Below are 26,516 nucleotides of genomic sequence, written 5' to 3' on the forward strand. Positions count from 1 at the left end.
ATTTATGGATCACGCGATTTATACCGCGATGGGCGCGGCGAGACAGACGCTGGAACAGCAGTCGGTCACCGCCAACAATCTGGCTAACGCCTCGACGCCGGGCTTTCGCGCCCAGCTGTCGGCGTTGCGTGCCGTGCCGGTAGACGGACCAAGCCTGCCGACGCGCACGCTGGTTACCGCCTCAACGCCGGGGGCTGACATGAGCCAGGGGGCGTTGAACTACACCGCGCGTCCGCTGGACGTGGCGCTGCAACAGGACGGTTTTCTGGCGCTCAGCCTGCCGGACGGCAGCGAAGGTTACACCCGCAACGGCAACATTCAGATCTCACCCAACGGGCAACTGACGGTGCAGGGCAGGCCGTTGATGGGCGACGGTGGTCCGATTGAAGTCCCGCCGTCGGCGGAGATCACTATCGCTGCCGACGGCACCATCTCGGCGCTGAATGCGGGCGATCCGCCAAACAGCATCGCGCAGATCGGTCGGTTGAAACTGGTGAAGGCTGACGCGCGCGAAGTAATGCGCGGTGACGATGGCCTGTTCCGTTTGACGCCGGAAACCCAACAACAGCGCGGCAATCAGTTGCCCAACGATCCGCTGGTACGGGTGATGCCGGGGGTGCTGGAAGGCAGCAACGTCAAGCCGATGGAAACCATGGTCGACATGATCGCCAACGCCCGTCGTTTTGAAATGCAGATGAAGGTCATCCACAGCGTGGATGAAAATGAACAACGCGCCAACTCGTTGTTATCAATGAGTTAAGCCGCAAGGAAATAACCCATGATCCCATCTTTATGGATTGCTAAAACCGGTCTGGATGCGCAGCAGACCAACATGGACGTGATTGCCAACAACCTGGCCAACGTCAGCACCAACGGTTTCAAACGTCAGCGCGCGGTGTTTGAAGACCTGCTGTACCAGACCATGCGTCAGCCGGGGGCACAGTCCTCTGAACAGACCACGTTACCCTCCGGTCTGCAGATCGGTACCGGTGTTCGTCCGGTGGCGACCGAGCGCCTGCACAGCCAGGGCAATCTGTCGCAGACCAACAACAGCAAAGACATTGCCATCAAGGGGCAGGGTTTTTTCCAGGTGATGATGCCGGACGGCACCCTGGCTTATACCCGCGACGGCTCGTTCCAGCGAGATCAGAACGGCCAACTGGTGACCGCCAGCGGCTTCCAGGTGCAACCGGCGATCACCATTCCGGCCAATGCCCTGAGCATCACCGTAGGGCGTGACGGTATCGTCAGCGCCACCTTACAGGGGCAAACCGCCGCCCAACAGGTGGGGCAACTGACGCTGACCACCTTTATCAATGACAGCGGCCTGGAAAGCATGGGCGAGAATCTGTATCAGGAAACCGAGAGTTCGGGCGCGCCGAACGAGAGTACGCCGGGCTTAAACGGCGCTGGCCTGCTGTATCAGGGCTACGTGGAAACCTCTAACGTCAACGTGGCGGAAGAGCTGGTGAATATGATCCAGACCCAACGGGCTTATGAGATCAACAGCAAAGCGGTATCGACTTCCGATCAGATGCTGCAAAAACTGACGCAACTGTAATTGACGGGCGCGCCTGCGCCCGTAACCCTATTTTGTGCAACAAAGGCGATACCCGTGGTAACCACAACTCTGATGGCAAACGTGCCGCCGCAAGGCAAACGCTGGTTGACGGCGATGGTGATGCTGACGCTGGGCGGCTGTGCATATATTCCGCATAAACCTCTGGTGGACGGCACGACCACGGCGCAACCGGCTCCGGCGGGCGCACCGGTGCCGAACGGCTCGATTTTCCAGACGGTACAGCCGATGAACTACGGCTATCAGCCTCTGTTTGAAGACCGTCGTCCACGCAATGTCGGCGATACCCTGACCATCGCGTTGCAGGAAAACGTCAGCGCCAGCAAAAGCTCCTCGGCCAATGCCAGCCGCAACGGTGCCAGCAAGTTTGGCGTTGCCACCGCGCCGCGCTATCTCGATGGCCTGTTAGGCAATGCGCGTGCGGATATGGAGATGTCCGGCGACAGCACCTTCGGCGGCAAAGGCGGGGCCAACGCCAACAATACCTTCAACGGGACTATTACCGTCACGGTCAATCAGGTGCTGGTTAACGGCAACCTGCACGTGGTGGGCGAAAAACAGATTGCCATCAATCAGGGCACCGAATTCATTCGTTTCTCTGGGGTGGTCAACCCGCGCACCATCAGCGGCAGTAACTCGGTCACTTCCACCCAGGTGGCGGACGCGCGTATTGAATATGTCGGCAACGGCTATATCAACGAGGCGCAGACCATGGGTTGGCTGCAACGCTTCTTCTTAAATGTTTCACCGTTCTAAGGATTGACCGATGCTGAAAAAATTACTGCTTGCGCTGTGGATTGGGCTGGTGTGTTTACCGGCAACGGCGGAGCGCATTCGCGATCTGGTCACGATACAGGGCGTGCGTGATAACGCGTTGATCGGTTACGGGCTGGTGGTGGGGCTGGATGGTTCCGGTGACCAGACCATGCAGACGCCGTTCACCACTCAAAGCCTGAGCAATATGCTGTCACAACTGGGTATCACCGTACCGCCAGGCACCAATATGCAGTTGAAAAACGTGGCTGCGGTCATGGTCACCGCCAAGTTGCCGCCGTTTTCGCGCACCGGGCAAAATATTGACGTGGTGGTGTCCTCAATGGGGAACGCGAAAAGTCTGCGTGGCGGCACCTTGCTGATGACGCCGCTGAAAGGGGTGGATAACCAGGTTTACGCGCTGGCACAGGGCAACGTGCTGGTGGGCGGTGCGGGGGCGTCGGCCGGTGGCAGTAGCGTGCAGGTCAACCAACTGGCGGGGGGGCGCATCAGTAACGGGGCCACCATTGAACGCGAATTGCCAACCATCTTCGGTGCCGGTGGGGTGATTAACCTGCAGTTGAACGATGAAGACTTCACGCTGGCGCAGCAGATCAGCGACGCCATCAACCGCCAGCGCGGTGGTGGCACTGCTTCACCGCTGGACGCCCGTACCATTCAGGTATTGGTGCCGCAGGGCAACAGTTCGCAGGTGCGCTTCCTGGCGGAGATCCAGAACATTAACGTCAGCGTCGGGGCGATTGACGCCAAGGTGATCATCAACTCCCGTACCGGCTCGGTGGTGATGAACCGTGACGTGATCCTGGATTCTTGTGCGGTGGCACAAGGCAACCTGTCGGTGGTGGTCGATCGGCAAAATACCGTCAGCCAGCCGACGACGCCCTTTGGCGGCGGGCAGACCGTGGTGACGCCGAATACCCAGATTTCGGTGCAGCAGCAGGGCGGTTCGTTGCAGAAGGTTAATGCCAGCGCCAATCTGAACAATGTGATCCGCGCGCTTAACGCGTTGGGGGCTACGCCGATTGATCTGATGTCGATCCTGCAGGCGATGCAAAGCGCCGGCTGTCTGCGTGCCAAGCTGGAAATCATCTGATGGCTGGCGATCTGATGGCGATGTCGGGTGCGGCATATGATGCGCAGGCGCTAAACGGGCTGAAGCGTGACGCGGCGAGCGATCCGCAGGGTAACCTGAAACAGGTGGCCCAGCAGGTTGAAGGCATGTTCGTGCAGATGATGCTGAAAAGCATGCGTGCTGCGTTACCGAAGGACGGGGTGTTGAGCAGCGATCAGTCGCGGCTTTATACCTCGATGTATGACCAGCAGATCGCCCAGCAAATGTCGCAGAAGGGGTTGGGGCTGGCCGATATGATGGTCAAGCAGATGAGCAACGCCAACGCGGTGCCGAGTGAGACCGCGGGCATGTCGCCGATGGCGCTGGACAACGAGGTGCTGCAAACGCTGCCGAATCAGGCGCTGGAGCAGATGATCCGCCGCGCGGTGCCGAAAGCACCGGCCACGCCGCCGCTGTCGCTCAATAACGGCAACTTTGTCGCCCGTTTGTCTATCCCGGCAAGGGTTGCCAGCCAACAGAGCGGTATTCCCCATCAGTTGATTGTGGCGCAGGCGGCGCTGGAATCCGGTTGGGGTCAGCGCGAGATCCCGACCGCCGACGGCTCACCGAGCTACAACCTGTTCGGTATCAAGGCCGGCGGCAGTTGGAAGGGCCCGGTCACCGAGATCACCACCACCGAGTTTGAGCAGGGGGCGGCGAAGAAGATCAAGGCACAGTTCCGGGTGTATGGCTCTTACGTCGAGGCGATGGCCGACTACGTCAAGCTGTTGACCAATAATCCGCGCTATGCCGAGGTGGCCAATGCCCGTAGTCCGGAGCAGGCGGCGCATGCACTGCAGCAGGCCGGTTACGCCACCGATCCGCAATATGCCAATAAACTGGTGAATGTGATCCAGCAGATGAAAAACGCCGGCGAGCAGGTGGTTAAAGCCTATACCCATGACCTCAAGGATCTGTTCTAACCGTTGGTCGCAATAGGCTGCCTTAAATGTAAGGGTTCAGCATGCTGAACCCGTTTTTTTCCTCAAGTTTCCCCGCTTTTTGCCGATAACCAAGACAGGCTGAGTGAACCCTCTCAGCAGATTAATTGACTTCTGTGGGCCAGCGGCGCCGCAGCAAAAGGAACTTTTATGTCCAATAGCTTAATCAATACCGCGATGAGCGGGCTGAATGCGGCTCAGGTGGCGCTCAGCACTGTCAGTAACAACATCTCTAACTACAACGTGACCGGCTATAACCGCCAGACGGCGATCCTGGCGCAAAACGGTGGCTTGAGTACCATGAACGGCTTTATCGGTAACGGTGTCACCGTCACCAGCGTCAACCGCGAGTATAACCAGTTCATTACCAACCAATTGCGTAGTGCACAGGGCAACGCCGAAGCGCAGGGTGCCTATTACGAGAAAATCTCTCAGATCGATAATCTGTTGGCGAGCAAAACCAATACCTTGTCGACCAACATGCAAGACTTCTTCACCAACCTGCAGAATCTGGTAAGTAACTCTGGCGACGACTCTGCGCGTCAGACTGTGTTAGGCAAGGCCAACGGCTTGGTTAACCAGTTCAACAACACTGACAAATATCTGCGTGATATGGACAGTGGTGTTAACCAGCAGATCGGTGACAGCGCGCAGCAGATCAACAGCTACAGCCAGCAAATTGCTCGTCTGAATGACGAGATCACCCGTCTGCGCGGCAGCGGCGGCGAGCCGAATGCTTTGTTGGATCAGCGCGATCAACTGGTGACTGACCTGAATAAAGTGGTGGGTGTGCAGGTGACCCAGCAGGATGGTGACGCCTATACGGTCTCATTCGCCAACGGCCTGACCTTGGTGCAGGGCAGTACGACCTACCAGGTGTCGGCGGTACCTTCCAGCAGCGATCCTTCCCGCTCGACCCTGGGTTACGATCGCGGCAACGGTGCCAACGAAGTCCCTGAGAGCCAGATCAACAGCGGCAGCCTGAGTGGTGTGTTCAAGTTCCGCAGTGAGACGCTGGACGGCGCTCGTAACCAACTGGGACAAATTGCGCTGGCGTTGGCGGACAACTTTAACCAGCAGCACCGCGCAGGTTTCGATCTGAACGGTGACGCAGGGACAGACTTCTTCGGTTTCGGCGGCGGTCGCGTGGTGGATAACACCCGTAATACCGGTGATGCCTCGCTGTCGGTCTCTTACACCGATACCAGCAAGGTGAAGGCCAACGACTACCGCGTCGAGTTTGACGGCAGCAACTGGCAGGTGAGCCGCCTGCCGGACAACGTTAAGGTTAACGCCACTGCGGGTACCGATGCTGACGGTAAGCAGACGTTGAGCTTCGACGGTCTGCAGGTCAGCATCGACGGTAACGCCAAGGCCAAAGACAGCTTTACCGTGAAACCGCTCAGCGATGTGGCGGGCAGCCTGAAGGTGGCTATCACCGACACGTCACATATCGCCGCAGCCGGCAAAGATGACAGCGGCCGTGGTGATAACGAAAATGCCAAAAAGTTGATCGATCTGCAAACCCAGAAGCTGGTGGACGGCAAAGCCACCTTCAGCGGTGCCTACGCCGGTATGGTCAGTAGCATCGGCAATCAGACCGCTGCTGCCAAAGTGGCCACCACTTCGCAGAGCAATATCGTCACACAGCTGACCAACCAGCAGCAGTCGATCTCTGGCGTCAACCTGGACGAAGAGTACGGTGAGCTGTTGCGTTTCCAGCAATATTACATGGCTAACGCGAAGGTGGTTGAAACCGCCAGCTCGCTGTTTGATACCTTGTTGAATATCCGTTGATTTAATTGCTGACCGGCCCCTGTGGGCATCGGTCGCTCACCGTAAGGAACCTACAGCATGCGTATGAGCACCAGCATGATGTACCAACAAAACATGTCCGGCATCACCGGCAATCAGTCACTGTTTATGAAGGCCGCTGAGCAGTTGTCGACGGGCAAGCGAGTGATCAATCCTTCCGACGATCCGCTGGCGGCGTCGCAGGCGGTGATGCTGTCGCAGTCGCAGGCTGAGAACAATCAGTATACGCTCGCGCGTACCTTTGCCCGGCAGAGCGTCTCGATGGAGGAAACCGTGTTGAACGGGGCCACATCGACCATCTCCGATATTAAGGCGCTGATCGTCAACGCGGGTGGCACCAAAAGCGATAATGACCGCGACTCGCTGGCGACCCAACTGCAGGGACTGAAAGATCAGCTGCTCAATCTGGCTAACAGCACTGACGGTAACGGCCGCTACATGTTCGGCGGCTATGTGAACGACAAGCCACCGTTTGTCGATGAAGGTGGAACCGTGAGCTATAAAGGCGGTGACAAGGTCGTCGAACAGAAGGTGGACGCCAACCGGACCATGACCATCGGTCATACCGGCAAAGGGGTATTCATGTCGTTGACCAGCAACCCGAAACCCGAGCCGGACGGCAGTGCGCCGGTTGCTAACGTGTTTGAGAGCATCGACATTGCATTGAAAGCGCTGAAAACCCCGCAGCAGGATGCGGACGACGCCACCAAGCAACAGGTGACAGATGCATTGGCCAAGGCTAACCGCGGCATGGACAACTCCTACAACAAGGTGCTCAGTGTGCGTGCTGAATTGGGCAGCCAATTGCAGGAAATGGACCAGCTGGACAGCATCGGCAAAGAGCGCGACATGACCAATCAAGTGCAGATGAGCGCGCTGACAGATGCGGATTTGGCCGAGTCGATCTCTGCTTACTTTATGCAACAGGCCGCGCTGCAGGCGTCATATAAAACCTTCGGTGATATGCAGGGTATGTCGCTGTTCCAAATGAACCGCTGATACCCGTCGTCTTTCAAGCTGCAGCGTTGTTACCTGCACTTGCTGATCCCCAGTCACTTACTTAAGTAAGCTCCTGGGGATCAGCAAGCTTGGCGCCTAGCTGCAACTTAAAATCCATAGGGTATGGCAATGATCAATCTCCGTTGGTCAGGGCCTACTCCACCAAATGTCAGATTATTATCCAATATCTGGGCTGTAGTTCACATGCAGCGCCCCTACAGTGCAGGGTGGGAATGGCAATAACCCATATCCGCTGTGAAGTTATGGCGGGTCGCTCTTTGGGTGTGCTTAGAGGACTTTATCGCTGTAAACAGGGGTAGGGAATTCTTGAAACCGGGCGCACTTGTTTGGCACGTCACTCTTTCCCCCACGAAGGTTTGAGTGACGTGCCTTTTTTTTCGGCTGAGGCAAAGTGAAACCTGCCGATATCCGCCTGATTCAACGTAGGGAAACGTCTGAATATTCAGGGGTGACGGGGTGAATAATTCCGGAAATTATATTTCGGGATTTATTTATAACATCGTCGTTATTTCTTCTTTTTCACCATGGCCCATTTCTCACCGTTCGGCGAAGGGGATAATGCAATTTGAATTCGGTTGGTTGCCCAGTGTGCCATACCTAAGGCTCTGCGTGCTCTGCGGTTGGTTTTGGCTTTCATTTCTGTGCTCCTGAGAGTAGAGGTAAAAACACTGCAAATAATAACTGTGTCTGCGCCGCCGGCTGACCCCGGTGAGCAAATACGTTTATCCTTGCAGATGACAAATGGATAGAATCTAAATTTCACTTCCCTGTGTATTATTTTATATTTAAATATTCTCCTTTATTTAATTTTGCGACGACTCAATGTTGGCAGTTATTTACTGATGGCTTTTTATTTAACAAGGTCATTCTAAGGGGGGTATTTTATTATTCAAGTCGATAAAATTAATCGAAGCCAAATAGTGTTAATAAGCTTTTTTCAACTTTTTATAGCGAGAAAGGAATTTTACTGCCCGTTTGTCCGGCGAGGTGCGGCCGCTAAGCCGCACGAATGAGGGTAAGGCTAGGGGGTCATGCTGCCAATCACATCGGCCAGCCTGTCGAAGAACTCGCCGAACAGGTGCTCACAAAACGGCGCCAGCATTGGCATCATCATGCCGATGGTCATAATGCCGATGGTCATGGTGACCGGGAAGCCGATGACGAATACCGACAGTTGCGGCGTCATGCGGTTGAGCAGACCGAGCGCCATGTTCAGCGTCAGTAACAGGCAAATCAGCGGCAGCGCCAGCATCATGCCGTTGATAAAGATCAGCGAGCCAGCCTGGGTCAATGCCAGAAAACCGTTACCGTTCAGCGGTTCGGCCTGGATAGGCAGGGTATGAAAGCTGTCTACCAGCAGCGAAATCAGCCACAGGTGGCCGTTAAAGCTGAGGAACAGCAGCATCGCCAGCAGGTTGAGCAACCGTGCCAGCACCGGGGTGTTTGGCCCACCGCTGGGGTCAAAGAAGGTGGCGAACGACAGGCCCATCTGCATGCCAATCACTTCGCCGGCCAGCCGGATTGCCGCGAAGGCAAACTGCATGGTCAGGCCCAGTGCCACGCCGATCAGGATTTGCTGAGCCGCCAGCCACAGGCCGGCGGCGGAGAAAATAGGCACAGTGCTGATGGGCAGACCGGGGGCCACCAGGACAACGATCAGTCCGCCCAGGCCAATCTTCACCTTCTTGCTGATCTGCTTTTCGCTGAATACCGGCGCGGTGCTGATCAACGCCAGAATGCGCAACAGCGGCCAGAAATATTGGCTGAGCCAGACGCCGAACTGGGCGCTGTCAAATGTGAGCATGGTTAACCAATCAGATTTGGCAGGTTAGTGAACAGCGTGCGCATATAGTCCAGCAGCAGGTTCAGCATCCACGGCCCGGCAATCACGATGGTGGCCACCACCGCCAGAATTTTGGGGATGAACGACAGGGTCATTTCGTTGATCTGGGTGGCGGCCTGCAGCAGGCTGACCACCAGACCGCTGACCAGTGCGGCGAGCAACATCGGGGCCGCCAGCGCCAGCGCCACTTTCATCGCTTCGGTGCCCAGCGCCATGACCGATTCGGGTGTCATCGTGAATCCCTCAGTGGCGGGGGGCCCGCCGCGAATTACCAATAAAAACTAGGAATAGAAACTCTGTGCCAGCGAGCCGAGCAGTAACTGCCAGCCATCCACCAACACAAACAGCATCAGTTTGAACGGCAGTGAGATGGTCGCCGGTGGCACCATCATCATCCCCAGCGCCATCAGGACGCTGGCCACCACCAGATCGATAATCAGGAACGGAATAAACACCGTGAAGCCGATTTGGAATGCGGTTTTCAGCTCGCTGGTGACGTAAGCCGGCAGCAGAATGCGCATCGGCACCGCCTCCGGTCCTTCCAGCGGCGGCAGGTTGGCGAGCTTGGCATACAGGGCCAGATCGGTTTCCCGCGTTTGGCGCAGCATAAACTCGCGCAGCGGCTGCGAACCTTTATCCATTGCCACCTCCAGGCTGATTTTATCCTGGCTGAACGGCAGATAGGCGTCCTGATAAACCTTGTCGAACACCGGCGACATGATGAAAAAGGTCAGGAACAGCGCCAGCCCCAGCATCACCTGATTCGGCGGCGCGGACGGGGTGCCGAGTGCATTGCGCAGCAGCCCGAGCACGATGATGATGCGGGTGAAACTGGTCATCATCAGCAGCATGGCAGGCAGGAAGCTGAGCGAGGTCAGCAGCACCAGCGTTTGTACCGGCAGCGTCCAGCTTTGGCCGCCGTTGGCTAACGGCTGGCTGATCAGGCCGGGCAGTTGCGCGAAAGCCGCCGGGCTGATCAGCAGCAGCGCAGCGGCCAAAAGTTGTTTTCCTCTCACCCCGGCCCACTCCCAACAGGATAGGGGGAAGACGGCGGTTTTCTGCCAATCCGAGCCGAGGGGAGTCATCGTTGGGGATGCCGATTGTTGAGTGTGAGTCATGCCGATTTTTCCGGACGTTTCAGAACTTTTTGCATCAGTTGGCGAAAATCCGCCGGCGCGGTGTTCTCGGCTGCAGTGCTGTCCGACGCAGGGGCGGGCAGGGTATGCAGTGGAGTGATTTGCTGGGCGGTGACACCCAGCACCAGCAAGGTGTTATCCACCTCGATCACCACCACGCGCTCGCGTTGCCCGACCTGGCAGCTGGCACGCAGGTTTAACAGTTTGTTGTTGCGCGCCTGAGGAGCAAACCCCAGTCGGCGGAACAGCCAGCCGGCCAGCAGGATCAGCAGCAGGATGCCACCGAGCGCAGTGCTAACCTGCGTCAGAACCGAACCGGCCGGCAGTGCCGGCGCGGCAGGTTGTAAGGTGCCCTGGCTGGGCGCGGCGGTGCTTGGGTTCATCAGCGGCTCAGGCGACGCATGCGTTCGGAAGGGGTAATGATGTCGGTAATGCGCACGCCGAACTTGTCGGCTACCACCACCACTTCGCCCTGGGCAATCAGATAACCGTTGATCATGATATCCAGGGGTTCACCCGCCAGCCCGTCCAGTGCCACGACAGATCCCTGCGACAGGCGCAGCAGCTCCTTGATGGTCATTTTGGTGCGGCCCAGTTCGACGGTCAGTTTGACCGGGATGTCCAGGATCAGATCGATGTCCTGCAGGCTGCCGCTGGCATCCTGCGGTTCCAGCGATTTGAACACCGCGTCGCTGGCAGATGTTTTTTCGGTAGATTGCTGCTCGTTAAACGCATCAGCCCACAGGTCGTCCACGGATTCCTTTCCTTCGCCAGACGGTTGCTTAGGATCACTCATTTGGGCTGTTCCTCACTCAGAGCATTCAAAATAGGGTTAATCAAATGTTCAACACGCAGGGCGTACTGCCCGTTTAACGTGCCGTATTGGCTGGTCAGAACCGGTACGCCGTCCACGTGGGCGATCAGGCGATCCGGTTTATCAATTGGTAATACATCACCCGGCTGCAGCTTCAGGATTTTTGACAGTCGCATCGGGATATCGACGAAGTTGGCAATCAGCTCCAGTTCGGAATGCTGCACCTGCTTCACCAGCGTTTCGCGCCAGTGGCTGTCCTCCTGCCGTGAGTTTTCCAGCGGCGGGTTGGTCAGCAGTTCACGCAGCGGTTCGATCATGGCGAACGGGATACAGATGTTGAATTCACCGCTCAACGCGCCGATCTCTACCTGGAACGGGGTGGTGACCACAATGTCGTTCGGCGAGGTGGTGATATTGGTGAACTTCACCTGCATTTCGGCGCGCACGTATTCCACGTTGATCTTGTAAATCGCGCTCCAGGCGTCGCCATAGGCGTCCAGCGCCAGGCGCAGCATGCGCTTGATCACCCGTTGCTCAGTAGGCGTGAATTCGCGGCCTTCCACTTTGGTCGGAAAGCGGCCGTCGCCGCCAAACAGGTTATCGACGGCGATAAACACCAGGCTCGGTGCGAACACGAACAGCGCGGTACCGCGCAGCGGGTTCAGGTGCACCAGGTTGAGGTTGGTGGGCACTGGCAGGTTGCGCGCAAATTCGTGATACGGCTGGATCTTGATCGGGCCAACGGTAATGTCCGGACTGCGGCGCAACAGGTTGAACAACCCCATGCGGAACTGCCGGGCAAAACGCTCATTGATGATTTCCAGCGCGTGCAGTCGTTCGCGCACCACGCGGCGCTGGGTGGTCGGATCGTACGGCTTGACCTCGCTCTCGTTACTGGCGACCGCTACGGGTTCATCCCCCGCGCTGTCGCCGTTGAGCAAGGCGTCGATCTCTGCCTGTGAAAGAATGCTGTCGCCCATAGTGATTACCGCAATATGAAGGCGGTGAACAGCACGTCGCTGACCACCTGCTTCGGTTGTCCCTTAACCAGCGGCGGGCTAAGCACGTCCTTAATCTGCGCCACCAGTTGCTGTTTCCCTTGTTCACTGCTCAACTGACCCGCTTCCTGACGGGACAGCAGCATCAGCAAACGGCTGCGCACTTCCGGCAGGAAATCGTTCAGTTGGCGGCGGGTATTTTCGTCCGGCAAGCGTAACGTCAGGCCGATATACAATACGCGATCGGGGTTGTTATCCGGCGTCATCAGATTGACGGTAAAGGTGTCCAGCGGCATAAACACCGGCGCGGCCGGTGGCTGAGGTTTTTCTGCGGGTTGCGCGCCGCTCTGATGTTGCTTGAGCTGCCACCAGCTGTAGCCGGCGACGCCGCAGGCGAGCACGGCTATCAACACCAGCAGGATGACCAGAAGGGAGCGTTTTGGTGCTGCCGGTAGGGTATTTTGAGACATAGCTAAATCAAATTCCTGTTGTTATACCCGACGTCTTTCAAGCCAGCCCGAAACCCGGTGGGTATATAGCGCGCGCAAAAGCCACACGCATGACATGTAACGGTATTATCGCGTCTATTCCGGCTCACAATAGCCAGAATAGACGGGGAAAAACGTGCCAGCTTGGGCGTTTGCGGCCACTCAGGCGAAAATATCAACGCCGCTGACGCCGCGAGCCATGGCCTGCAATGCCTGTGGGGCACTGAGCGCCTCGGCGGCGGGTTCGCTGCCACCGTGGCTCTCGCGATAATTCGACCGGCCCTGTTGCTCGCCACTCTGCTGTTGTGCCTGTTGCCCCTGCGGCATCGACTCACTGCCCACGCTGCTGTGCCCCAGATTGATACCGCTCTCCGCCAACGCATGGCGCAGCTGCGGCATGGCGGCTTCCACGGCGGAGCGCACCTGGCCGTGGGCCGAGGCAATGTGCAGCTGTGCCTGGTTGTCATCCAACTTGAGGGTGATCTGCAACGCCCCCAGTTCCTGCGGATGCAAACGCAGCTCGGCACTTTGCTGGCCATTGCGATGGAACATCAATACCTGCTGATTCAGCGCCTGCTGCCACTCGGGACTGCCAAGCTGGGCATTCAACTGCGGCGTGGGTGGGGCGGTGACCAGCGAAGCGGTCGGGGCCGCAGCCAGGGTCGGGCTGGACACCGGCGGGGCCACCAGGTGATTGACCGGCGTTTGCGGTTGCGTATCGGTGCCGAATTTCAATGCAGCGGCATCCGGCTTGTCATGGGTTGCTATGGTCTGTTGTAGCGTGTCGGCGCGGCTTTCCATGTTGAGCGGATCTTTGCTCACCGTTGTCGGGTTTTTCTGCGTGTCTGCCAGCGGGCTGCCGGAGGCATCTGAAGATCGGCCCAGAGCGGCACTCAGCACCGCTTCCGGTTGCATGGCATCCTGCTCGCCTTCAACGGTCAGTTCAGTGGCTCCTGAAGAGCCCGTCATCACCGGTGTGACGGCAATGGGCAGCATGGCGAACAGCGCCTGCAACGTGGCGGCGTCGATCTCACCGGCAGGGCGCAGAGCCGTCTCCTCTGGCGGTTGATTTTTCTGCGGTTCTTCGCCGGGAACGACGGCGGCGGGCTGACCGTTACTTAACAGCGACGGCGCTAAAAGCCCATCGCGTTCGCCGAAGGCGGCCAGTAGCTGAGTTAACTGGTTGCGGCTCAGCGGCGCTGACTCCTGGTCTGCGCTCAAGGTCATCGGTGACAGCTTGCCCGCAGCCTTATCGGCAGGCAGCACGCGGGCACCGAGCAGTTGAGCAAAGGCGGACGAAAGGGACGACTCATCCAGCGGCAATGATGCATCCGGCAGTAATCCGCTATCGCCCGCGGGCGACATAGCGGGCAAAACGTTGAGGTTCATTGGTGGCTATTCCTTTGTGCACTGCGTTGAGCGAACTCATCCATCAGCTTTTGATCCCGTTTATTCTCCAACTGCAGCTCCGCGCTCTGGGCCCGGGTATGCAGGGTTTCGAAGGCGTTCAACCGTTGCTGTTTGTCCTGCCAGTGCTTCATCGCGTGGTCGACCTTTTGTCCCCACTGCGTCAGTTGTTGGCGGTGCTGGGTGATGGCCTGCTCCAGCGTGCCGATAAACTGCTGGTAGTTCTGCCAGTTGGATGACTCCATACCGCCACTCAGTTGATTATTCAGCTTCTGGCGGTACTCATCCTGATAATTGAGCAGCATGGAAAGCTGCTGCTCAGCCGCCTGCTGCGCTTTGCGCACCTGGCCCAACTGCTGCGTCGCCTGTTCCACCGCATCCTGAGCCAAATCGCGCAGGGTAATCAGGGGTGACTGTGGTTTCATCGGATTTGCGCCTTTGGTGACGTTAAACGATCAATTGCTGTAACTGTTGGCAGGCGTCGTCATAACCGCTGCGCTCGAAGATGCCCTGTTGCAGATAGGCTTCCATCTGCGGGTACAGCGCCATCGCCTTGTCCAGCAGCGGATCGCTGCCTGAGACGTAGGCACCGACGCTGATCAAATCGCGGTTGCGTTGATAGCTGGCCAGCATCTGTTTGAAATTGCGTACCCGGCGGTAGTGCTCTTCGTCGATCAACGACGTCATGGCGCGGCTGATCGAAGCTTCAATATCGATGGCCGGGTAGTGACCGGCTTCCGCCAATCGCCGCGACAGCACCACATGGCCGTCGAGAATGGCGCGCGCCGAATCGGCGATCGGATCCTGCTGGTCATCACCCTCGGTCAGCACGGTATAAAAGGCGGTAATCGAACCGCCACCGCTGATACCGTTGCCCGCGCGTTCCACCAGCGCCGGCAATTTGGCGAACACCGACGGCGGGTAGCCTTTGGTGGCCGGTGGCTCGCCGATGGCCAGCGCGATCTCACGCTGGGCCATCGCGTAACGGGTCAGTGAATCCATAATCAACAGCACATGCTGGCCGCGATCGCGGAAGTCCTCGGCGATACGGGTGGCATAGGCCGCTCCCTGCATCCGCAGCAGCGGTGAGACGTCCGCCGGTGCGGCGATCACCACCGAGCGTGCCCGGCCTTCAGGACCGAGGATGTTTTCGATAAAGTCTTTAACCTCGCGGCCGCGTTCACCGATCAGCCCGACGACGATCACGTCGGCCTGGGTGTAACGTGCCATCATGCCCAACAGCACGCTTTTACCGACGCCGGAACCGGCGAACAGCCCCATGCGCTGGCCACGACCGACGGTCAGCAGGCCATTGATGGTGCGTACACCGACGTCCAATACCTGTTCGATCGGCGTACGTTGCAGTGGGTTGAACGGGGCGGTGATCAGCGGCGCACGGTAGCCGGTCTCTGGTGCAGGCAGGCCGTCGAGTGGTTTGGCGCTGCCGTCCAGTACACGGCCCAGTAGTGCCGGGCCAAGCGGCAGCTGTTTGCTGGCGCTTTGTCCTTCCGGCGAGACGCGGGCATAAACCCGGGCGCCGGGCACAATGCCTTCCACTTCTTCCAGCGGCATCAGGAACAGCCGCTGGCCGTTAAAACCGACCACTTCGCTCTCGACTTCCTGCACTTCACCGCCGTCGTGGCGCTCGATCAGGCAGGTGGCACCGATGGGCAGTTGCAGCCCGGTGGCTTCCAGCACCAGCCCGGTTGCGCGCGTCAGGCGGCCGTAGCGACGAACCGTCGGGGCCAGAGTAATACGTTTTTCCAGCGTATCCAGTGAGGTCAGCCAGCGGCCGAGGCGCTGAGTCATTACACCTCTCCCGGCGCTGCCAGACGGCAGAGTTCGTGCCAGCGGGTCGCCAGACTGGCGTCGAGATCGCCCTCATCGGCACTGACCTTACAGCCGCCAGGGTGCAACTGACCGTCCGCCAGCAGCCGCCAGCCGTGCAGGCTTAGCGTGGCACCCAACTGCTGCTCTATCCGATGATAATCATCCGGGTGCACGCGCAACTGCGGCTTGCCGCTGAACATCGGTTCCTGTTGGATCAACTGTTGGATCTGCGCCAGCAGCGCGGTGCCATCACATACCGGCGGTTGACCGAGCACCTGTTTGGCGGCGGTCAACGCCAACTGCATCAGGCGCGAGGCGATCACGCTGTCGAGAGCGTCCAGCGTGTGCTGGAATTCAGTCACCAGTTGCTGCCAGTGGGCGGTCAGCGGTTGCTGCTGTTGCTGCGCCTCCAGCAAACCCTGTTGGCGGCCTTCCTCCATTCCGGCCTGGAACCCGGCGTCGTAGCCTTTTTGCTGGCCGTCGGCGTAGCCCAACTGCTGGCCTTGCTGCTCTGCCTGCAGGCGTAACTGGGCCAGTTGCTGTTCCTGAACGACGCTGTCGTCCAGGGGAACGCCGTAAGTTTCCACTACCGGTAACGGCAGGGGGGCGAGATCCGGTTTGGGCTCGTTCAGGTCATTGAGCGACCAGGGCTGCCAGGGCAGGGTGTTAATGCGATCAGACATAGGTGTCCTCGCCACCGCCGATAATCATTTCGCCGCTCTCTGCCAAACGACGCACCACCAGCAGGATGGCTTTCTGCTCGTTCTCTACCTGAGACATACGCACCGGGCCACGGTTGGCCAGATCGTCGCGCAGAATATCGGCGGCGCGTTGCGACATGTTCTTGAGGAACTTCTCGCGCAGCGGCTGTTCCGCGCCTTTGAGCGCCACCAGCAAGGATTCGCCTTCCACTTCCTGCAACAGGCGCTGGATGCTGCGGTCGTCGACTTCCACCAGGTTTTCGAACAGGAACATTTCGTCGATGATCTTCTGCGCCAGCTCGCCGTCGTATTCGCGCATGGCGTCGATAACCGCCTCTTCCTGCTGAGTTTTCATCAGGTTGATGATCTCGGCCGCGGTGCGTACTCCGCCCATTTTGCTGCGCTTGAGGTTCTGGCCGTCGAGCAGGTTGTTCAGCACTTCGGTCAGTTCCGCCAATGCCGCCGGTTGCACGCCACCGAAGGTGGCAATACGCAGCATGACGTCGTTGCGCAGGCGTTCGTCGAACAGCGCCAGAATATCTGCCGCCTGGCCACGCTTCAGGTGGACCAGAATGGTGGCGATGATCTGCGGATGTTCGTCGCGGATCAGATCCGCGGCGCTCATCGGCTCCATAAAGTTGAGCGTTTCCATGCCGGTGGTGGTCTCGCAAGATTCGAGAATGTCCTCCAGCAGGCTGGCGGCACGCTCTTCGCCCAACGCTTTAACCAACACCGAACGCAGGTAGTCGCTGGCGTTGACGCTCAGTGCCGCATACTGTTCGGCGTCGTCTTCAAACTCGCGCAGTATTTCTTGCAGCTGCTTGTGCGAGACCTGGCTCATGCTGGCCATGGTGCCGCTCAACTGCTGAACCTCGCGCGAGGATAGGTGTTTGAACACCTCGGCGGCGCGATCTTCACCCAGCGTCATCAGCAGGATGGCGCTTTTTTCGGTACCGGTCAGACTCATAATTCGTTACTCATCCATTGGCGGATTACCAGAGCGACCACGCGTGGGTCTTTTTCAGCCAGTTCGCGGATCCGCTGGCTCTGGACTTCTGCACTGACGCGTTGCTGCGATTTGCGGTGCTGCGCCAGCTCCTCATTACTCTGTTTATTGCTGTCTGCCGGTTTGGCCATTGGCGTATTGGCGGCGGCGAGGGCGGCTTTCTGTACCGCCTGACGGTTTTGCAACTGCGGCCGCACCAGTTTGCGCCACAGCAACCAGGCCACCAGCAGTACCAGCAGATAGCGACCGGCATCCAACAGGCGATCGATAAAGCTTTGGCTTTGCCAGAACGGCAGTTCACCGCCGGTGATTTCGTTATCGGTAAACGGCGTGTTGACCACGTTTAAGGTATCGCCACGGCTGCTGGAGAAGCCCATTGACTCACGCACCAGCGATTCGATCTGCGCCAACTGCTCTTTGCTCATCGGCAGCGGTTTGCCTTCTTTATCGGTGCCGCGATAGTTGACCACCACCGCCACCGACAGCCGCTGTACCGTCCCGGCCTTCTGCTGGGTATGGCGAATGGTGCGATCGACCTCATAGTTGGTGGTTTCATCGCTGCGCGTATTCTGTGGCCCTGACGCCGCACTGCGGGTTGCCGCGGCATTCGGTTTGGTGGCATCGGCGTTGGTGCCGGCAGCCGGTTTGGCGGTTTCAATCGGCGCGGCAGCCGGTGCGCTAGGCTGGTTGGACAGTGCACCCGGCACGCCGCCGACCAGCGGCCCGCCAATTTGATCGCTTTGGCTCAGCTGTCTGGAGCGTACGGCGGCTTTATTGGGCTGTTGGTTCGGCTGGTATTCTTCGTCAGTTTGCTCGCGGGTGGCGAAGTCGATCTGTGCGGTGACCTGAGCACGGACGTTGCCGTTACCGACCATCGGCGCCAGGATCGCTTCGATGCGACGCTGATAACGGTTTTCCACTTCACCGGCGTACTTTAACTGTGCCGCGTTCAGGTCGCGGCCGGTGCCGTCAGACTGGGTCAGCAGGCGGCCGGACTGATCGACCACCGTGACGTTGCCCGGCGGTAAACCGGCAACGCTGCTCGAAACCATATAAACGATGGCGTTGATCTGACCGTCATCCAGTGCGCGGCCGGCTTGCAGCGTCAGGGTCACGGAGGCGGAAGGGGATTTTTGTTCGCGGACAAACAGCGAGGGTTTTGGCAGCGCCAGATGCACGCGGGCGTTTTGTACCGGCCCCAGGGATTCGATGGTGCGTGACAGTTCGCCTTCCAGCGCGCGCTGATAGTTGATTTGCTCACTGAACTGGCTGATGCCGAATTTTTCCTGATCCAGCAGTTCGAAACCCACGGCGCCGCCTTTCGGCAGACCTAGCTGCGCCAGTCGCAGGCGGGTTTCATGTACTTTATCGGCCGGGATCAGCAGCGCCGCGCCGTTTTCGGCAAAGCGGTAGGGGATGTTCATCTGCGTCAGTTGGGTGACGATGGCACCCCCGTCGCGATCGTTAATGTTGCTGTACAGTACGCGGTAATCTGGGCTCTTTGCCCATAACAGCAGCGCAACCACAATGGCGATGGCGGCGGAAGCGGCGATCAGCAGTGGGATTTTCGGGTTGGCGCGCAGACGGTCCCACAGGGCTTGCAGACCATTATCGCGGTTTTCGGTGGCGGAGATTGAAGCACTCATTTTAGCCAGTGTCCTTCAATGACGCTCAGGATCCGGTGCGGGCCACGGCGTAGCTCCCTGCCAGGCTGATGAACGATGTGGTTAGCGTTGTGTGACAAAACAGACTCCCTGATACACATTTCTTCTAAATAGCGGCGCTCCCATTACTGGGCAGGTTATTATTTGCTTTTATGGTGATTTCGATGGCCCGAAAAGCCGGGTTTTTTGCAGTTAATTAGCCGCTTTAGGATAAAAATGCTGTGTTAGGGTGTGCAGCATCAAAGTAGTGCCTGATGCAACAACGTCCGGCCGCAGCATTTTTATTGGGGTTACCATGGCAATTCAGGGTATTGAAGGGGTATTGCAGCAACTGCAAGCCACGGCGATTCAGGCAGGGCAGATCGGGCAAGGCGCGGGTGCGCCAGGCGTCAGTTTTGCCAGCGAACTGAAAGCGGCGATTGGCAAGATCAGCGATACCCAGCAGACCGCACGCAAGCAGGCGCAGGATTTTGAGGTCGGCGTTCCTGGCATTAGCCTGAATGACGTGATGGTCGATCTGCAAAAATCATCTATCTCGCTGCAGATGGGCGTGCAGGTGCGCAACAAGCTGGTTTCCGCTTACCAGGAAGTGATGAATATGGCGGTGTGATAAAGCTGGCCTCAGGAGTGAGGCCATGACGGAGTTCAGGAGAGCAGTTCAACCAGTTGATGACGGGCCGCTGCCAGGCCGCTGTCCCGGCCATGCGGTTTCATATCCAGGCCTTCGGCATAGACGAATTGCACCTCGCGGATGCCCATCAAACCCAAAACAGACTTCAGGTAGGGAGTGACTGCATCGGTTTCGTGACCGACATGCACCCCACCGCGAGAACTGATCACCAGGGCTTGCACAGCTTCCACCAGTCCGACCGGATAAGTCGCGGTGTAGTTGAATGTCACCCGCGCACGCGCCACCAAATCAAACCAGTTCTTCAAATGGGTCGGCACGTTGTGGTTGTACATCGGTGCACCTATGACCACCAGATCGCTGGCTTTGAGTTCGGCGATTAATTGGTCAGAAAGCGCCACCCCCTCTTTGAGCCGTTGGCTTGAGATTTCACCGCCGCGTAGTGCGCTGAACAGCTCGGCGTCCAGCACCGGCAGGTTGAGCTCAACCAAATCACGCACCACGATATTGTCCTTCATCCCTCTGACGCTACGCTCGTTCAGGAAGCTGTCGATCAGCATATTGGTGTGGGATTGGTCACCCTTGAAGCTGGATTTGAGTACCAGAATATTGCTCATAATATTTTCCTGATAGAGGACAAGGTTAAATCCCATGGCGTTAACTTTGCTGCCGGGGTATTCGAGATAACGCATGTTAGCATTGCTGAATATTCACCAGTGGTGATAGTGTTTCACATCATTGATGTCTAGATGGACGCAATAAGGTGAGAACTGAACTGAGTGGGATCCCGGTATTTGTCGCCGTGGCGGAGGCCGGTAGCTTTGCCAACGCTGCAGAGAAACTGCATCTGACGCGTTCCGCTATCAGTAAAATCATTTCCCGGCTGGAAGAACGGCTTGGGGTGATGTTGTTTCTGCGTACCACGCGCAGCCAGAGCCTGACGGATGAAGGCGTGTTGTTCTACGAGCACTGCCGACAGGCATTGGCCACCATCCACAGCGCCGAAGCCCTACTGGAGAGCGGCAAGGTGCAGGCCAGCGGGCGACTGCGGGTGTCGATGCCGGTGCTGTTCGGCCATTTGTGCATCGCGCCATTGCTGACGGAGCTGGCGCAGCAGCATCCACAACTGACATTGGAACTGTCATTTAGCGACCGTCGGGTTGATTTGATTGATGAGGGTTTCGATCTGGCCATTCGCATTGGCACCTTGCCGGACAGCAGTAGCCTGGTTGGCCGACAGTTAGGCCAGCACGGCATGACATTCTGCGCGTCCCCGTCCTATTTGCAGCGCTGTGGTGAGCCACAAACTCTATCAGAGCTCGGTCAGCATCAGGCGGTGGGGTATTTACACGCCGGTACGCTGCAGCAATGGCAGCTTAAAGACGCCAATGGCGGCCTGCAGGAAATAAAACCGCATGCAAGAATAATGATGGACGATATGCAGGCCATTACGGATGCTGCCGTGAGTGGCGCCGGTGTGGTTTGGCTGCCTTATTGGCTGGCCCGCGAACACCTTTACGAAGGCCGCTTGGTGGCCGTGATGCGCGACTACGACAGCGTAGATTTCCCGGTTAACGCCGTCTGGCCCCATGCGGCGTACCAGCCGTTAAAAGTGCGGCTGGCGGTCGATCAATTGCTGGCACAACTGCCTGCCAGATTGGCGCTGATTGCGCCTTAACTGCCCCGCAGTTTAAATCATTCACAATAGCGATAACTCTTAATCAATCTACTGATTTAAAAGTATTTATTTTGTTTTTTAATACCCTTGTGCTAGTTTTCGTTGGTGAAAGGAATCTCACTGACTGGGGTAGGTGATTATGGGGAAAATAAAATCGACTCAGAGACTTGAAGACAGTATTGCCGAGGAACTTCTGGAAAGAAGTAGGCTGTATTTTGAATACCAGGCGGATCAGTATGTATCGGCTTTAGACAGGATAAGAAAGTTGGAAGAAAAGGGACTCAAAGTCTTTGCATCCCTGAGCGTCATTGTTACTGCTTTTATCTTGATTATCAGATTTACCGCAGCCTTGGTGTTGAATCAGAAGTTTCTTGTACTCAACATAGCCACTTGTGTAGCCGGTTTTTTAACTTTTCTTTTTCTTTGCAGCGCATGGAGTTTTATTTTCAGAGCTGTCTTGCTAAAAGATATCCCTAAGATGCCTACCAATCATCAAAAAATGGAAAGTGTCTTTCTTGATAACCCGAGAGACTCAACATACATAGGGTTGGCAAAACATTACTCTAAGGCAACCTTGCAGATCGAGGCTACGCATGGTGATAAAGCTAAACTGATTGGTTTATCATTCAGAGAGATGGCGTTTACGGCATGGGGCTTTTTGGTATTCGTGATGCTTGTAGTAGGATTGGCGTTCTGTAACTCTGGAGAATGATATGGCCGTACAACATAAAATTATGGCTGCCTCTAAGCGTGCGCGGCCAAGCGTTGATCAACCGGTTAGCGTACATTCTGAAAATGACCGTGTTTCTGCTGCCTCCATGGGCTATATCGGCAGGCCCAGAGAAGCCGAAATTCCAGATCTTGAGGTGAGTTTTGAAAGTTTGGACTCTCTGCTTGAGAGAGAAAAGCAGCTTAAAAACTGATTTTGAGCCCACCGCTGGTGGGTTTTTTACTTTCATGACAAGTGAAGGATAAATTCCCCAGGTTTTTCGAACATGCTTCGAGCCAGGGAACGGCTGACGGGCCGCCGGGATCGCCAATCGCCAGAGCAAGCAGGCAGAAACCCCGCTCCAACTCACATTGCCGTACGGGGTACAGGGTTATAATTTCCAGGTTAAAGGACGTTTTAATTACCGGACAAGATGATGAGTAGCAAAAGTGAAAGCAGATGGCGGCTATTGAGTATTTTAATTTTGGTGGTGCTGGTCGTACTCATAAGCGTTTTAATTAAACAAAGTTAAAAAAACGGGCCACGGTTGTGGCCTTGCTGATTTATTTTCCCGCCAGTATCCGCATGGCGTCTTCTTCGTACGTCAGGCCCAGCAGCCAGATGCCAAGCAGCAAGACGGCCAGGGAAAACAGCAGTTTTTCGTTGAGCATGGCTTATCCCTCCTGATAGCGTTAACGCATCGCCGATGCTATCTCACCCCGCGGTTTTCCGCTAATCCGGCCTGCATAAACCACGATTCCATTGTTCAATGATTTAACTTACGCTCGTGGTCATCAGTCCTGCGCTTCCATCATGCTGAAATGATCGGGGCGAATGGTGCTGGGTTCCATCGCTCGTTGATGCCCGCGAATGGCGGTGGGGGCAAAGCCAAAGCGTTTGCGAAAACGTTCGGCGAACCGCGAAGAGCTTTCATAACCGACGTGCTGAGCGATGGCAGATATTGGCCAGTCAGTGGACTGTAACAAGGTCAGTGCACTGTTCATGCGCACGTCGATCATCAGATTACGCAATGAGGTATTTTCCGCCGACAGCTTGCGCCGCAACATGACTTCGCTCATCGACAAGGTGTCCGCGACCTCGGCCGCCGTCCAGATATTGTGCGGATCGGTTGCCAGACAACGTCGCACCCGTTGGGTTAAATTTCTAACCTCGTTATGCACGAAGTTGATATTGAACTGCTTCAACCACAGCAAGATTTCCAGCATTTTGTGGCGAATGATGACAGTAGGGAAACGGTGTTTAAGCGCCAGCGCCAGGCTGGTGGTTTCAAAACTGTGCATGAGGGCGCAGGGCAGGTTGCGTAGTGCCAATACCGGGTCGAAGGCCGTAGGGGCCAGAGCTTCCACCTGGGTCGGTTGTGCCGCAAACAGTAACGGATCGCAGGTCAGCAACTGGCAACTGAATACCCCTTCCTCTGAGGGCTCGTTAATAATGTCCACGGTTTGCCCTCCGTCGATAATCAACAACTCCCCGCTCTGAGCCACGACTTCACGCTGTTGCCAACGCACGCGTTTGTGGCCTTGCTGTACCAAATACAGATGGGGGTGTTCAAAATAGACTGAAGGGAATAATAATTCAGTATGCTGAATGATGTGCGCCGAGGCACCAATTCCAGGACAAAGATTAATTGTACGTTCCATCGATATTCATTTCGCAGCCATTATCTGAGAATATCTTTACGCTTTGATTGGCGTTGGAGCAACATTTTTCCATGCGTTGTGAAACACAACGACGTGTTTTATCTATCAAAAATCAATTTCCTGCTGAACAGAAAACGTCCGTGTCGGCGTAATATTTATCCGCCTCGTAGGGGCGTTGCATGCTGCGCCCGTGTTAGTCGGGGCAATATATTCGCCCTACGGGCCCAGAGTGATCAATATGTTGAATGTATATAATTCAAATGCCATGGATTAATATCCTGACTTAACCGGAGAATAATAGTGCATGCTGCTATTTATTCCGCCATTACCATTATTGTTAAGCGTTTATCTGATTTGCGGCTCTCCCAACAGCAGGGCGCGGTCGTTAAACTGGCCATAGGTGTTGTTAACCACGTTCTGCCGCGTTGACTGGCCGATCAATTCTTTCAATTGGTCCATGCGTTGTTGCAGCAGGCGTTTGAGCTCGGTTTCATTGTCCAGGATCTGTTGCAGCTTATTGCGCAACAACTCCTGCAGCGCCATGGACGGGCCGGCCTGACCGGTGAAGGCGGCGGTGCTTTCCACCGCCGTCACGTAAGCCAGCTCCAATTCGATCAGATCTTCCCATCTTTCGGTTTGCGCCAGGGCGATCATCTGGCTGCTCAGACTATATATTTGTTGATACGCGGCTAGCAGTTGCTGTTGACGTTCCATTATACGGCGTCCTGAGAGGGGTGATAATTGGGGCCAATCTGGCGCCAGGCGTCGGCAATATTTTCCAGCAGTTTGACCACTTCGTCGATCGCCGCTTCGTCATTATGCAGGTTGGCCTGCATCAGGCGGCGCTTCATATAGTCATACAGCGCCGCCAGATTATCGGCCATTTCGCCGCCCTGCTGGGGGTCGAGACCGCTTTTCAGGCCGTTATCGATAATATTGATGGCCTTTGACAGTGCCAGCCCCTTGCCGGCGATATCTCCCTGTTTCATCAGAATGCGTGCGCGTAACAGGGCGCTAAGCGCCCCGTCGAAAAGCATCACGATTAACTGATGCGGGCTGGCGCTCATTACGCCGCTTTCCAGACTGACCTGGGCGTAGGCTTGAGTTCCGCTTCGGTTATACATGCGATTTATTACCTGGTTAAAAAGTTCTATTTGAACTGTTGGGTTAAATAATTACCTGTACTGCCCAACTTGGACATCATGGTATCCAGTTGAACGAATTGTTGTTTATAGCGATCTATGGTGTTTTGAATGCTGGCCGTCACGGTGGTGATTTTACTGTTGAGGCGATCGAGGCTGGTATTAATGCTTTTGGTCGAGTTCTCGATGATGCCGCCGGCCTTGATGTAGTTCTGGATCTCGTTATGGATCTCTGTGGCCATACCGGTGTCTTTACCGTTACCGGCGAAGAAGTTGGCGACCTGTGCCGGCTTTTCATCGATGGCTTTGTTCAGTTTGGTACTGTCGATCTCCAGCTTGCCGGTTTTGGTGTTGGTCGAAATCCCCAGATTGCCGAGACCCTTCAGCTCCGGGTTGTCTTGTGCGGCGCTGAGTGCGCTTTTGATCGACGACTGAATGCCACGCAGGGTGTTATCGCCCAGCAGCGCGCCGTTTTTGGCATTCTGCGCTTCGCCGGTTTTGACCGGAGTAAATTTGCTCAGCGAGTTAAAGGTGTCCAGCAGCGAGTTATAGTTATCTACCCAGCTTTTAATTTTGTCGGCGGTGCCGGTTTTATCGGTGCTGATCACCAGGTTCTGTGGTGCATCAGCTTTGGTGGTGGTTTTCAGATCGATAGTGACGCCCTGCAACGCATCGGCAATCGAGTTGGTACTGCGTTTGATCGGCGTGCCGTTAACCTCGATCTCGGCATCCTGACCGGCCACGGTTTGCTTCATCGCACCGCTTTTGGCCTTGTTGTCGTAGTTGAGGATAGCGCCCAGCTTATCGTCATTGTTGACCTGCACCGAGACGGTGTTTTTCTCCCCGGTGGTGGTGGAGCTGAGTGCCAACTGGTAGTCGTTGTCCCCGACACGCATGATACTGGCGTTGACACCGGCCTTGGCGTTGTTTATCGCATCGCGCATTTCCACCAATGAGGTTTGGTCGTCACTCAGTGGGATCTTCACGTCTTTTTGCGGATTGCCGGCGGTGATAGTGATTGAGCGGTCGCTGTTGCCAGGTGTGCCCAATTTTGCTGTCTGATCGGCAATCGGAGTTTGGGTGGTCAGCGTTTGCGGCTGGGCCAGCGCGTTCACCTTAACGATGTAGTTACCCGCCACGGCTTTATCCGTAGTGGTGATGGTGAACTGATCGTGTTTGCTGGCTGTGGTGTTGTTGAAAAACGTCGGTTTCGCCAGCTCTTTACTTAAATTATCAAACTTTTCCAGTGAGCCTTTCAGGGTGCCATAAGCGGTCAACTGGGCGTTGTAGCTGGTTTGCTGGGTAGTGTAAGGGGTCAGACGCTGCTGTTCCGCTTTGCTCAGCTTGTCCAGCAAGCCGTTGAGGTCGAGTCCTGAGCCGATGCCTAATGAACTGATCGATGCCATTGGTAATTCTCCTTAATCATGACTTTATTCGCTTTACGCGTTTATCGGCCCAGTGGAGAAAAAGTTTACCGAAAAAATAAAAAAGTGATGGAGCAATAGAAGAAGGAAAAACCGCGTTATTTCTGCGATTGCCAATAAGCGAAAAAAAAACAAAAAATTTCTAAA

The 26,516-nt window shown here is 56.4% G+C and carries 30 protein-coding genes; 11 read left to right on the forward strand and 19 right to left on the reverse strand.

Annotated elements, in window-relative coordinates; genetic code table 11:
* Positions 1-4: 4 nt before the first annotated feature.
* From OC597_RS07305 to flgL, 7 genes are all read left to right on the forward strand, one after another.
* Positions 5-760 carry a flagellar basal-body rod protein FlgF gene (locus OC597_RS07305; protein ID WP_261256273.1) on the forward strand — a complete coding sequence of 252 codons (756 nt, stop codon included), beginning with the start codon at positions 5-7 and terminating at the stop codon, positions 758-760.
* An 18-nt stretch (positions 761-778) separates the two neighbouring features.
* Positions 779-1,561: a flagellar basal-body rod protein FlgG gene (gene flgG, locus OC597_RS07310; RefSeq protein ID WP_020827517.1), complete on the forward strand. Its 783-nt coding sequence runs from the start codon at positions 779-781 to the stop codon at positions 1,559-1,561.
* 72 nt (positions 1,562-1,633) lie between these two features.
* Entirely contained in the window at positions 1,634-2,335 is a 702-nt protein-coding gene (gene flgH, locus OC597_RS07315; RefSeq protein WP_017893226.1) for a flagellar basal body L-ring protein FlgH, read from the forward strand.
* 10 nt (positions 2,336-2,345) lie between these two features.
* Entirely contained in the window at positions 2,346-3,446 is a 1,101-nt protein-coding gene (locus OC597_RS07320; protein WP_262208213.1) for a flagellar basal body P-ring protein FlgI, read from the forward strand.
* Positions 3,446-4,387 (forward strand): flagellar assembly peptidoglycan hydrolase FlgJ, encoded by a 942-nt coding sequence (gene flgJ, locus OC597_RS07325; protein WP_261284888.1) that lies wholly within the window; start codon positions 3,446-3,448, stop codon positions 4,385-4,387. The genes OC597_RS07320 and flgJ overlap by 1 nt, the downstream gene beginning before the upstream one ends.
* A gap of 168 nt (positions 4,388-4,555) precedes the next feature.
* Positions 4,556-6,202, forward strand: a complete 1,647-nt coding sequence (gene flgK / locus OC597_RS07330; protein WP_261424245.1) for a flagellar hook-associated protein FlgK — start codon at positions 4,556-4,558, stop codon at positions 6,200-6,202.
* 57 nt (positions 6,203-6,259) lie between these two features.
* The gene (gene flgL / locus OC597_RS07335) at positions 6,260-7,219 is read left to right on the forward strand and encodes a flagellar hook-associated protein FlgL (RefSeq protein ID WP_261256280.1); all 960 of its coding nucleotides are present in this window, start codon (positions 6,260-6,262) and stop codon (positions 7,217-7,219) included.
* Positions 7,220-7,745: 526 nt separating this feature from the next.
* Here flgL and sra read toward each other — a convergent pair.
* The 14 genes from sra to fliF all read right to left on the reverse strand — a co-directional run bounded on the left by sra (position 7,746) and on the right by fliF (position 19,109).
* Positions 7,746-7,877 (reverse strand): stationary-phase-induced ribosome-associated protein, encoded by a 132-nt coding sequence (gene sra / locus OC597_RS07340; RefSeq protein ID WP_099064638.1) that lies wholly within the window; start codon positions 7,875-7,877, stop codon positions 7,746-7,748.
* Between the two features lie 384 nt (positions 7,878-8,261).
* On the reverse strand, positions 8,262-9,044 hold the full coding sequence (fliR, locus tag OC597_RS07345; RefSeq protein WP_261256283.1) for a flagellar biosynthetic protein FliR: 783 nt from the start codon (positions 9,042-9,044) through the stop codon (positions 8,262-8,264).
* A gap of 2 nt (positions 9,045-9,046) precedes the next feature.
* Entirely contained in the window at positions 9,047-9,316 is a 270-nt protein-coding gene (gene fliQ, locus OC597_RS07350) for a flagellar biosynthesis protein FliQ (protein WP_037419012.1), read from the reverse strand.
* Between the two features lie 48 nt (positions 9,317-9,364).
* Positions 9,365-10,201 (reverse strand): flagellar type III secretion system pore protein FliP, encoded by an 837-nt coding sequence (gene fliP, locus OC597_RS07355; RefSeq protein ID WP_261256284.1) that lies wholly within the window; start codon positions 10,199-10,201, stop codon positions 9,365-9,367.
* Positions 10,198-10,602, reverse strand: a complete 405-nt coding sequence (fliO, locus tag OC597_RS07360; protein ID WP_261284885.1) for a flagellar biosynthetic protein FliO — start codon at positions 10,600-10,602, stop codon at positions 10,198-10,200. Before fliO ends, fliP begins: the two co-directional genes overlap by 4 nt.
* On the reverse strand, positions 10,602-11,015 hold the full coding sequence (gene fliN / locus OC597_RS07365) for a flagellar motor switch protein FliN (protein WP_085117280.1): 414 nt from the start codon (positions 11,013-11,015) through the stop codon (positions 10,602-10,604). Before fliN ends, fliO begins: the two co-directional genes overlap by 1 nt.
* A complete protein-coding gene (gene fliM / locus OC597_RS07370; protein WP_085117279.1) occupies positions 11,012-12,013 on the reverse strand; it encodes a flagellar motor switch protein FliM in 1,002 nt (333 codons plus the stop codon). Before fliM ends, fliN begins: the two co-directional genes overlap by 4 nt.
* Positions 12,014-12,018: 5 nt before the next feature.
* Positions 12,019-12,501: a flagellar basal body-associated protein FliL gene (fliL, locus tag OC597_RS07375; protein WP_261256288.1), complete on the reverse strand. Its 483-nt coding sequence runs from the start codon at positions 12,499-12,501 to the stop codon at positions 12,019-12,021.
* 180 nt (positions 12,502-12,681) lie between these two features.
* Positions 12,682-13,908 carry a flagellar hook-length control protein FliK gene (locus OC597_RS07380; RefSeq protein WP_262208220.1) on the reverse strand — a complete coding sequence of 409 codons (1,227 nt, stop codon included), beginning with the start codon at positions 13,906-13,908 and terminating at the stop codon, positions 12,682-12,684.
* Positions 13,905-14,351, reverse strand: a complete 447-nt coding sequence (gene fliJ, locus OC597_RS07385) for a flagellar export protein FliJ (protein WP_261256293.1) — start codon at positions 14,349-14,351, stop codon at positions 13,905-13,907. Before fliJ ends, OC597_RS07380 begins: the two co-directional genes overlap by 4 nt.
* Positions 14,352-14,373: 22 nt before the next feature.
* A complete protein-coding gene (fliI, locus tag OC597_RS07390; RefSeq protein WP_099064632.1) occupies positions 14,374-15,735 on the reverse strand; it encodes a flagellar protein export ATPase FliI in 1,362 nt (453 codons plus the stop codon).
* Entirely contained in the window at positions 15,735-16,439 is a 705-nt protein-coding gene (gene fliH / locus OC597_RS07395; protein ID WP_261284881.1) for a flagellar assembly protein FliH, read from the reverse strand. Before fliH ends, fliI begins: the two co-directional genes overlap by 1 nt.
* Positions 16,432-17,424, reverse strand: coding sequence for a flagellar motor switch protein FliG (gene fliG, locus OC597_RS07400; RefSeq protein WP_262208223.1), 993 nt, complete (start codon positions 17,422-17,424; stop codon positions 16,432-16,434). The genes fliH and fliG overlap by 8 nt, the downstream gene beginning before the upstream one ends.
* The gene (fliF, locus tag OC597_RS07405; RefSeq protein ID WP_261424240.1) at positions 17,421-19,109 is read right to left on the reverse strand and encodes a flagellar basal-body MS-ring/collar protein FliF; all 1,689 of its coding nucleotides are present in this window, start codon (positions 19,107-19,109) and stop codon (positions 17,421-17,423) included. The genes fliG and fliF overlap by 4 nt, the downstream gene beginning before the upstream one ends.
* 313 nt (positions 19,110-19,422) lie before the next feature.
* Here fliF and fliE point away from each other — a divergent pair, with 313 nt between their 5' ends.
* Complete coding sequence (fliE, locus tag OC597_RS07410) at positions 19,423-19,737, forward strand: flagellar hook-basal body complex protein FliE (protein ID WP_099064628.1); 315 nt, start codon at positions 19,423-19,425, stop codon at positions 19,735-19,737.
* A gap of 35 nt (positions 19,738-19,772) precedes the next feature.
* Here fliE and OC597_RS07415 read toward each other — a convergent pair whose 3' ends face one another.
* Positions 19,773-20,372, reverse strand: coding sequence for an NAD(P)H-dependent oxidoreductase (locus tag OC597_RS07415; RefSeq protein WP_261256301.1), 600 nt, complete (start codon positions 20,370-20,372; stop codon positions 19,773-19,775).
* Positions 20,373-20,518: 146 nt separating this feature from the next.
* Here OC597_RS07415 and OC597_RS07420 point away from each other — a divergent pair, with 146 nt between their 5' ends.
* From OC597_RS07420 to OC597_RS07430, 3 genes are all read left to right on the forward strand, one after another.
* Positions 20,519-21,433, forward strand: coding sequence for a LysR family transcriptional regulator (locus OC597_RS07420; RefSeq protein ID WP_262208225.1), 915 nt, complete (start codon positions 20,519-20,521; stop codon positions 21,431-21,433).
* 139 nt (positions 21,434-21,572) lie between these two features.
* Complete coding sequence (locus OC597_RS07425) at positions 21,573-22,145, forward strand: hypothetical protein (protein WP_262208227.1); 573 nt, start codon at positions 21,573-21,575, stop codon at positions 22,143-22,145.
* Position 22,146: 1 nt separating this feature from the next.
* On the forward strand, positions 22,147-22,356 hold the full coding sequence (locus OC597_RS07430; RefSeq protein ID WP_261256305.1) for a hypothetical protein: 210 nt from the start codon (positions 22,147-22,149) through the stop codon (positions 22,354-22,356).
* A gap of 580 nt (positions 22,357-22,936) precedes the next feature.
* Here the strand turns inward: OC597_RS07430 and OC597_RS07435 are convergent.
* The 4 genes from OC597_RS07435 to fliD all read right to left on the reverse strand — a co-directional run bounded on the left by OC597_RS07435 (position 22,937) and on the right by fliD (position 26,351).
* Complete coding sequence (locus OC597_RS07435; RefSeq protein ID WP_261284878.1) at positions 22,937-23,803, reverse strand: helix-turn-helix transcriptional regulator; 867 nt, start codon at positions 23,801-23,803, stop codon at positions 22,937-22,939.
* A gap of 345 nt (positions 23,804-24,148) precedes the next feature.
* Positions 24,149-24,517 (reverse strand): flagella biosynthesis regulatory protein FliT, encoded by a 369-nt coding sequence (gene fliT, locus OC597_RS07440; RefSeq protein ID WP_085117267.1) that lies wholly within the window; start codon positions 24,515-24,517, stop codon positions 24,149-24,151.
* Positions 24,517-24,927, reverse strand: coding sequence for a flagellar export chaperone FliS (gene fliS, locus OC597_RS07445; RefSeq protein WP_085117266.1), 411 nt, complete (start codon positions 24,925-24,927; stop codon positions 24,517-24,519). The genes fliT and fliS overlap by 1 nt, the downstream gene beginning before the upstream one ends.
* A gap of 26 nt (positions 24,928-24,953) precedes the next feature.
* Entirely contained in the window at positions 24,954-26,351 is a 1,398-nt protein-coding gene (fliD, locus tag OC597_RS07450) for a flagellar filament capping protein FliD (protein WP_262208229.1), read from the reverse strand.
* Positions 26,352-26,516: the final 165 nt, after the last annotated feature.

The organism is Serratia proteamaculans, assembly GCF_946227095.1.
In the GTDB taxonomy this organism is placed as follows: Bacteria; Pseudomonadota; Gammaproteobacteria; order Enterobacterales; family Enterobacteriaceae; genus Serratia; species Serratia proteamaculans_E.

What these genes read in the sequence shown, in the direction of transcription:
- OC597_RS07305 (WP_261256273.1), top strand. Translation starts at nt 5, where the DNA reads ATGGATCACGCGATTTATACCGCGATGGGCGCGGCGAGACAGACGCTG.
- flgG (WP_020827517.1), top strand. Translation starts at nt 779, where the DNA reads ATGATCCCATCTTTATGGATTGCTAAAACCGGTCTGGATGCGCAGCAG.
- flgH (WP_017893226.1), top strand. Translation starts at nt 1,634, where the DNA reads ATGGCAAACGTGCCGCCGCAAGGCAAACGCTGGTTGACGGCGATGGTG.
- OC597_RS07320 (WP_262208213.1), top strand. Translation starts at nt 2,346, where the DNA reads ATGCTGAAAAAATTACTGCTTGCGCTGTGGATTGGGCTGGTGTGTTTA.
- flgJ (WP_261284888.1), top strand. Translation starts at nt 3,446, where the DNA reads ATGGCTGGCGATCTGATGGCGATGTCGGGTGCGGCATATGATGCGCAG.
- flgK (WP_261424245.1), top strand. Translation starts at nt 4,556, where the DNA reads ATGTCCAATAGCTTAATCAATACCGCGATGAGCGGGCTGAATGCGGCT.
- flgL (WP_261256280.1), top strand. Translation starts at nt 6,260, where the DNA reads ATGCGTATGAGCACCAGCATGATGTACCAACAAAACATGTCCGGCATC.
- sra (WP_099064638.1), bottom strand. Translation starts at nt 7,877, where the DNA reads ATGAAAGCCAAAACCAACCGCAGAGCACGCAGAGCCTTAGGTATGGCA.
- fliR (WP_261256283.1), bottom strand. Translation starts at nt 9,044, where the DNA reads ATGCTCACATTTGACAGCGCCCAGTTCGGCGTCTGGCTCAGCCAATAT.
- fliQ (WP_037419012.1), bottom strand. Translation starts at nt 9,316, where the DNA reads ATGACACCCGAATCGGTCATGGCGCTGGGCACCGAAGCGATGAAAGTG.
- fliP (WP_261256284.1), bottom strand. Translation starts at nt 10,201, where the DNA reads ATGACTCACACTCAACAATCGGCATCCCCAACGATGACTCCCCTCGGC.
- fliO (WP_261284885.1), bottom strand. Translation starts at nt 10,602, where the DNA reads ATGAACCCAAGCACCGCCGCGCCCAGCCAGGGCACCTTACAACCTGCC.
- fliN (WP_085117280.1), bottom strand. Translation starts at nt 11,015, where the DNA reads ATGAGTGATCCTAAGCAACCGTCTGGCGAAGGAAAGGAATCCGTGGAC.
- fliM (WP_085117279.1), bottom strand. Translation starts at nt 12,013, where the DNA reads ATGGGCGACAGCATTCTTTCACAGGCAGAGATCGACGCCTTGCTCAAC.
- fliL (WP_261256288.1), bottom strand. Translation starts at nt 12,501, where the DNA reads ATGTCTCAAAATACCCTACCGGCAGCACCAAAACGCTCCCTTCTGGTC.
- OC597_RS07380 (WP_262208220.1), bottom strand. Translation starts at nt 13,908, where the DNA reads ATGAACCTCAACGTTTTGCCCGCTATGTCGCCCGCGGGCGATAGCGGA.
- fliJ (WP_261256293.1), bottom strand. Translation starts at nt 14,351, where the DNA reads ATGAAACCACAGTCACCCCTGATTACCCTGCGCGATTTGGCTCAGGAT.
- fliI (WP_099064632.1), bottom strand. Translation starts at nt 15,735, where the DNA reads ATGACTCAGCGCCTCGGCCGCTGGCTGACCTCACTGGATACGCTGGAA.
- fliH (WP_261284881.1), bottom strand. Translation starts at nt 16,439, where the DNA reads ATGTCTGATCGCATTAACACCCTGCCCTGGCAGCCCTGGTCGCTCAAT.
- fliG (WP_262208223.1), bottom strand. Translation starts at nt 17,424, where the DNA reads ATGAGTCTGACCGGTACCGAAAAAAGCGCCATCCTGCTGATGACGCTG.
- fliF (WP_261424240.1), bottom strand. Translation starts at nt 19,109, where the DNA reads ATGAGTGCTTCAATCTCCGCCACCGAAAACCGCGATAATGGTCTGCAA.
- fliE (WP_099064628.1), top strand. Translation starts at nt 19,423, where the DNA reads ATGGCAATTCAGGGTATTGAAGGGGTATTGCAGCAACTGCAAGCCACG.
- OC597_RS07415 (WP_261256301.1), bottom strand. Translation starts at nt 20,372, where the DNA reads ATGAGCAATATTCTGGTACTCAAATCCAGCTTCAAGGGTGACCAATCC.
- OC597_RS07425 (WP_262208227.1), top strand. Translation starts at nt 21,573, where the DNA reads ATGGGGAAAATAAAATCGACTCAGAGACTTGAAGACAGTATTGCCGAG.
- OC597_RS07430 (WP_261256305.1), top strand. Translation starts at nt 22,147, where the DNA reads ATGGCCGTACAACATAAAATTATGGCTGCCTCTAAGCGTGCGCGGCCA.
- OC597_RS07435 (WP_261284878.1), bottom strand. Translation starts at nt 23,803, where the DNA reads ATGGAACGTACAATTAATCTTTGTCCTGGAATTGGTGCCTCGGCGCAC.
- fliT (WP_085117267.1), bottom strand. Translation starts at nt 24,517, where the DNA reads ATGGAACGTCAACAGCAACTGCTAGCCGCGTATCAACAAATATATAGT.
- fliS (WP_085117266.1), bottom strand. Translation starts at nt 24,927, where the DNA reads ATGTATAACCGAAGCGGAACTCAAGCCTACGCCCAGGTCAGTCTGGAA.
- fliD (WP_262208229.1), bottom strand. Translation starts at nt 26,351, where the DNA reads ATGGCATCGATCAGTTCATTAGGCATCGGCTCAGGACTCGACCTCAAC.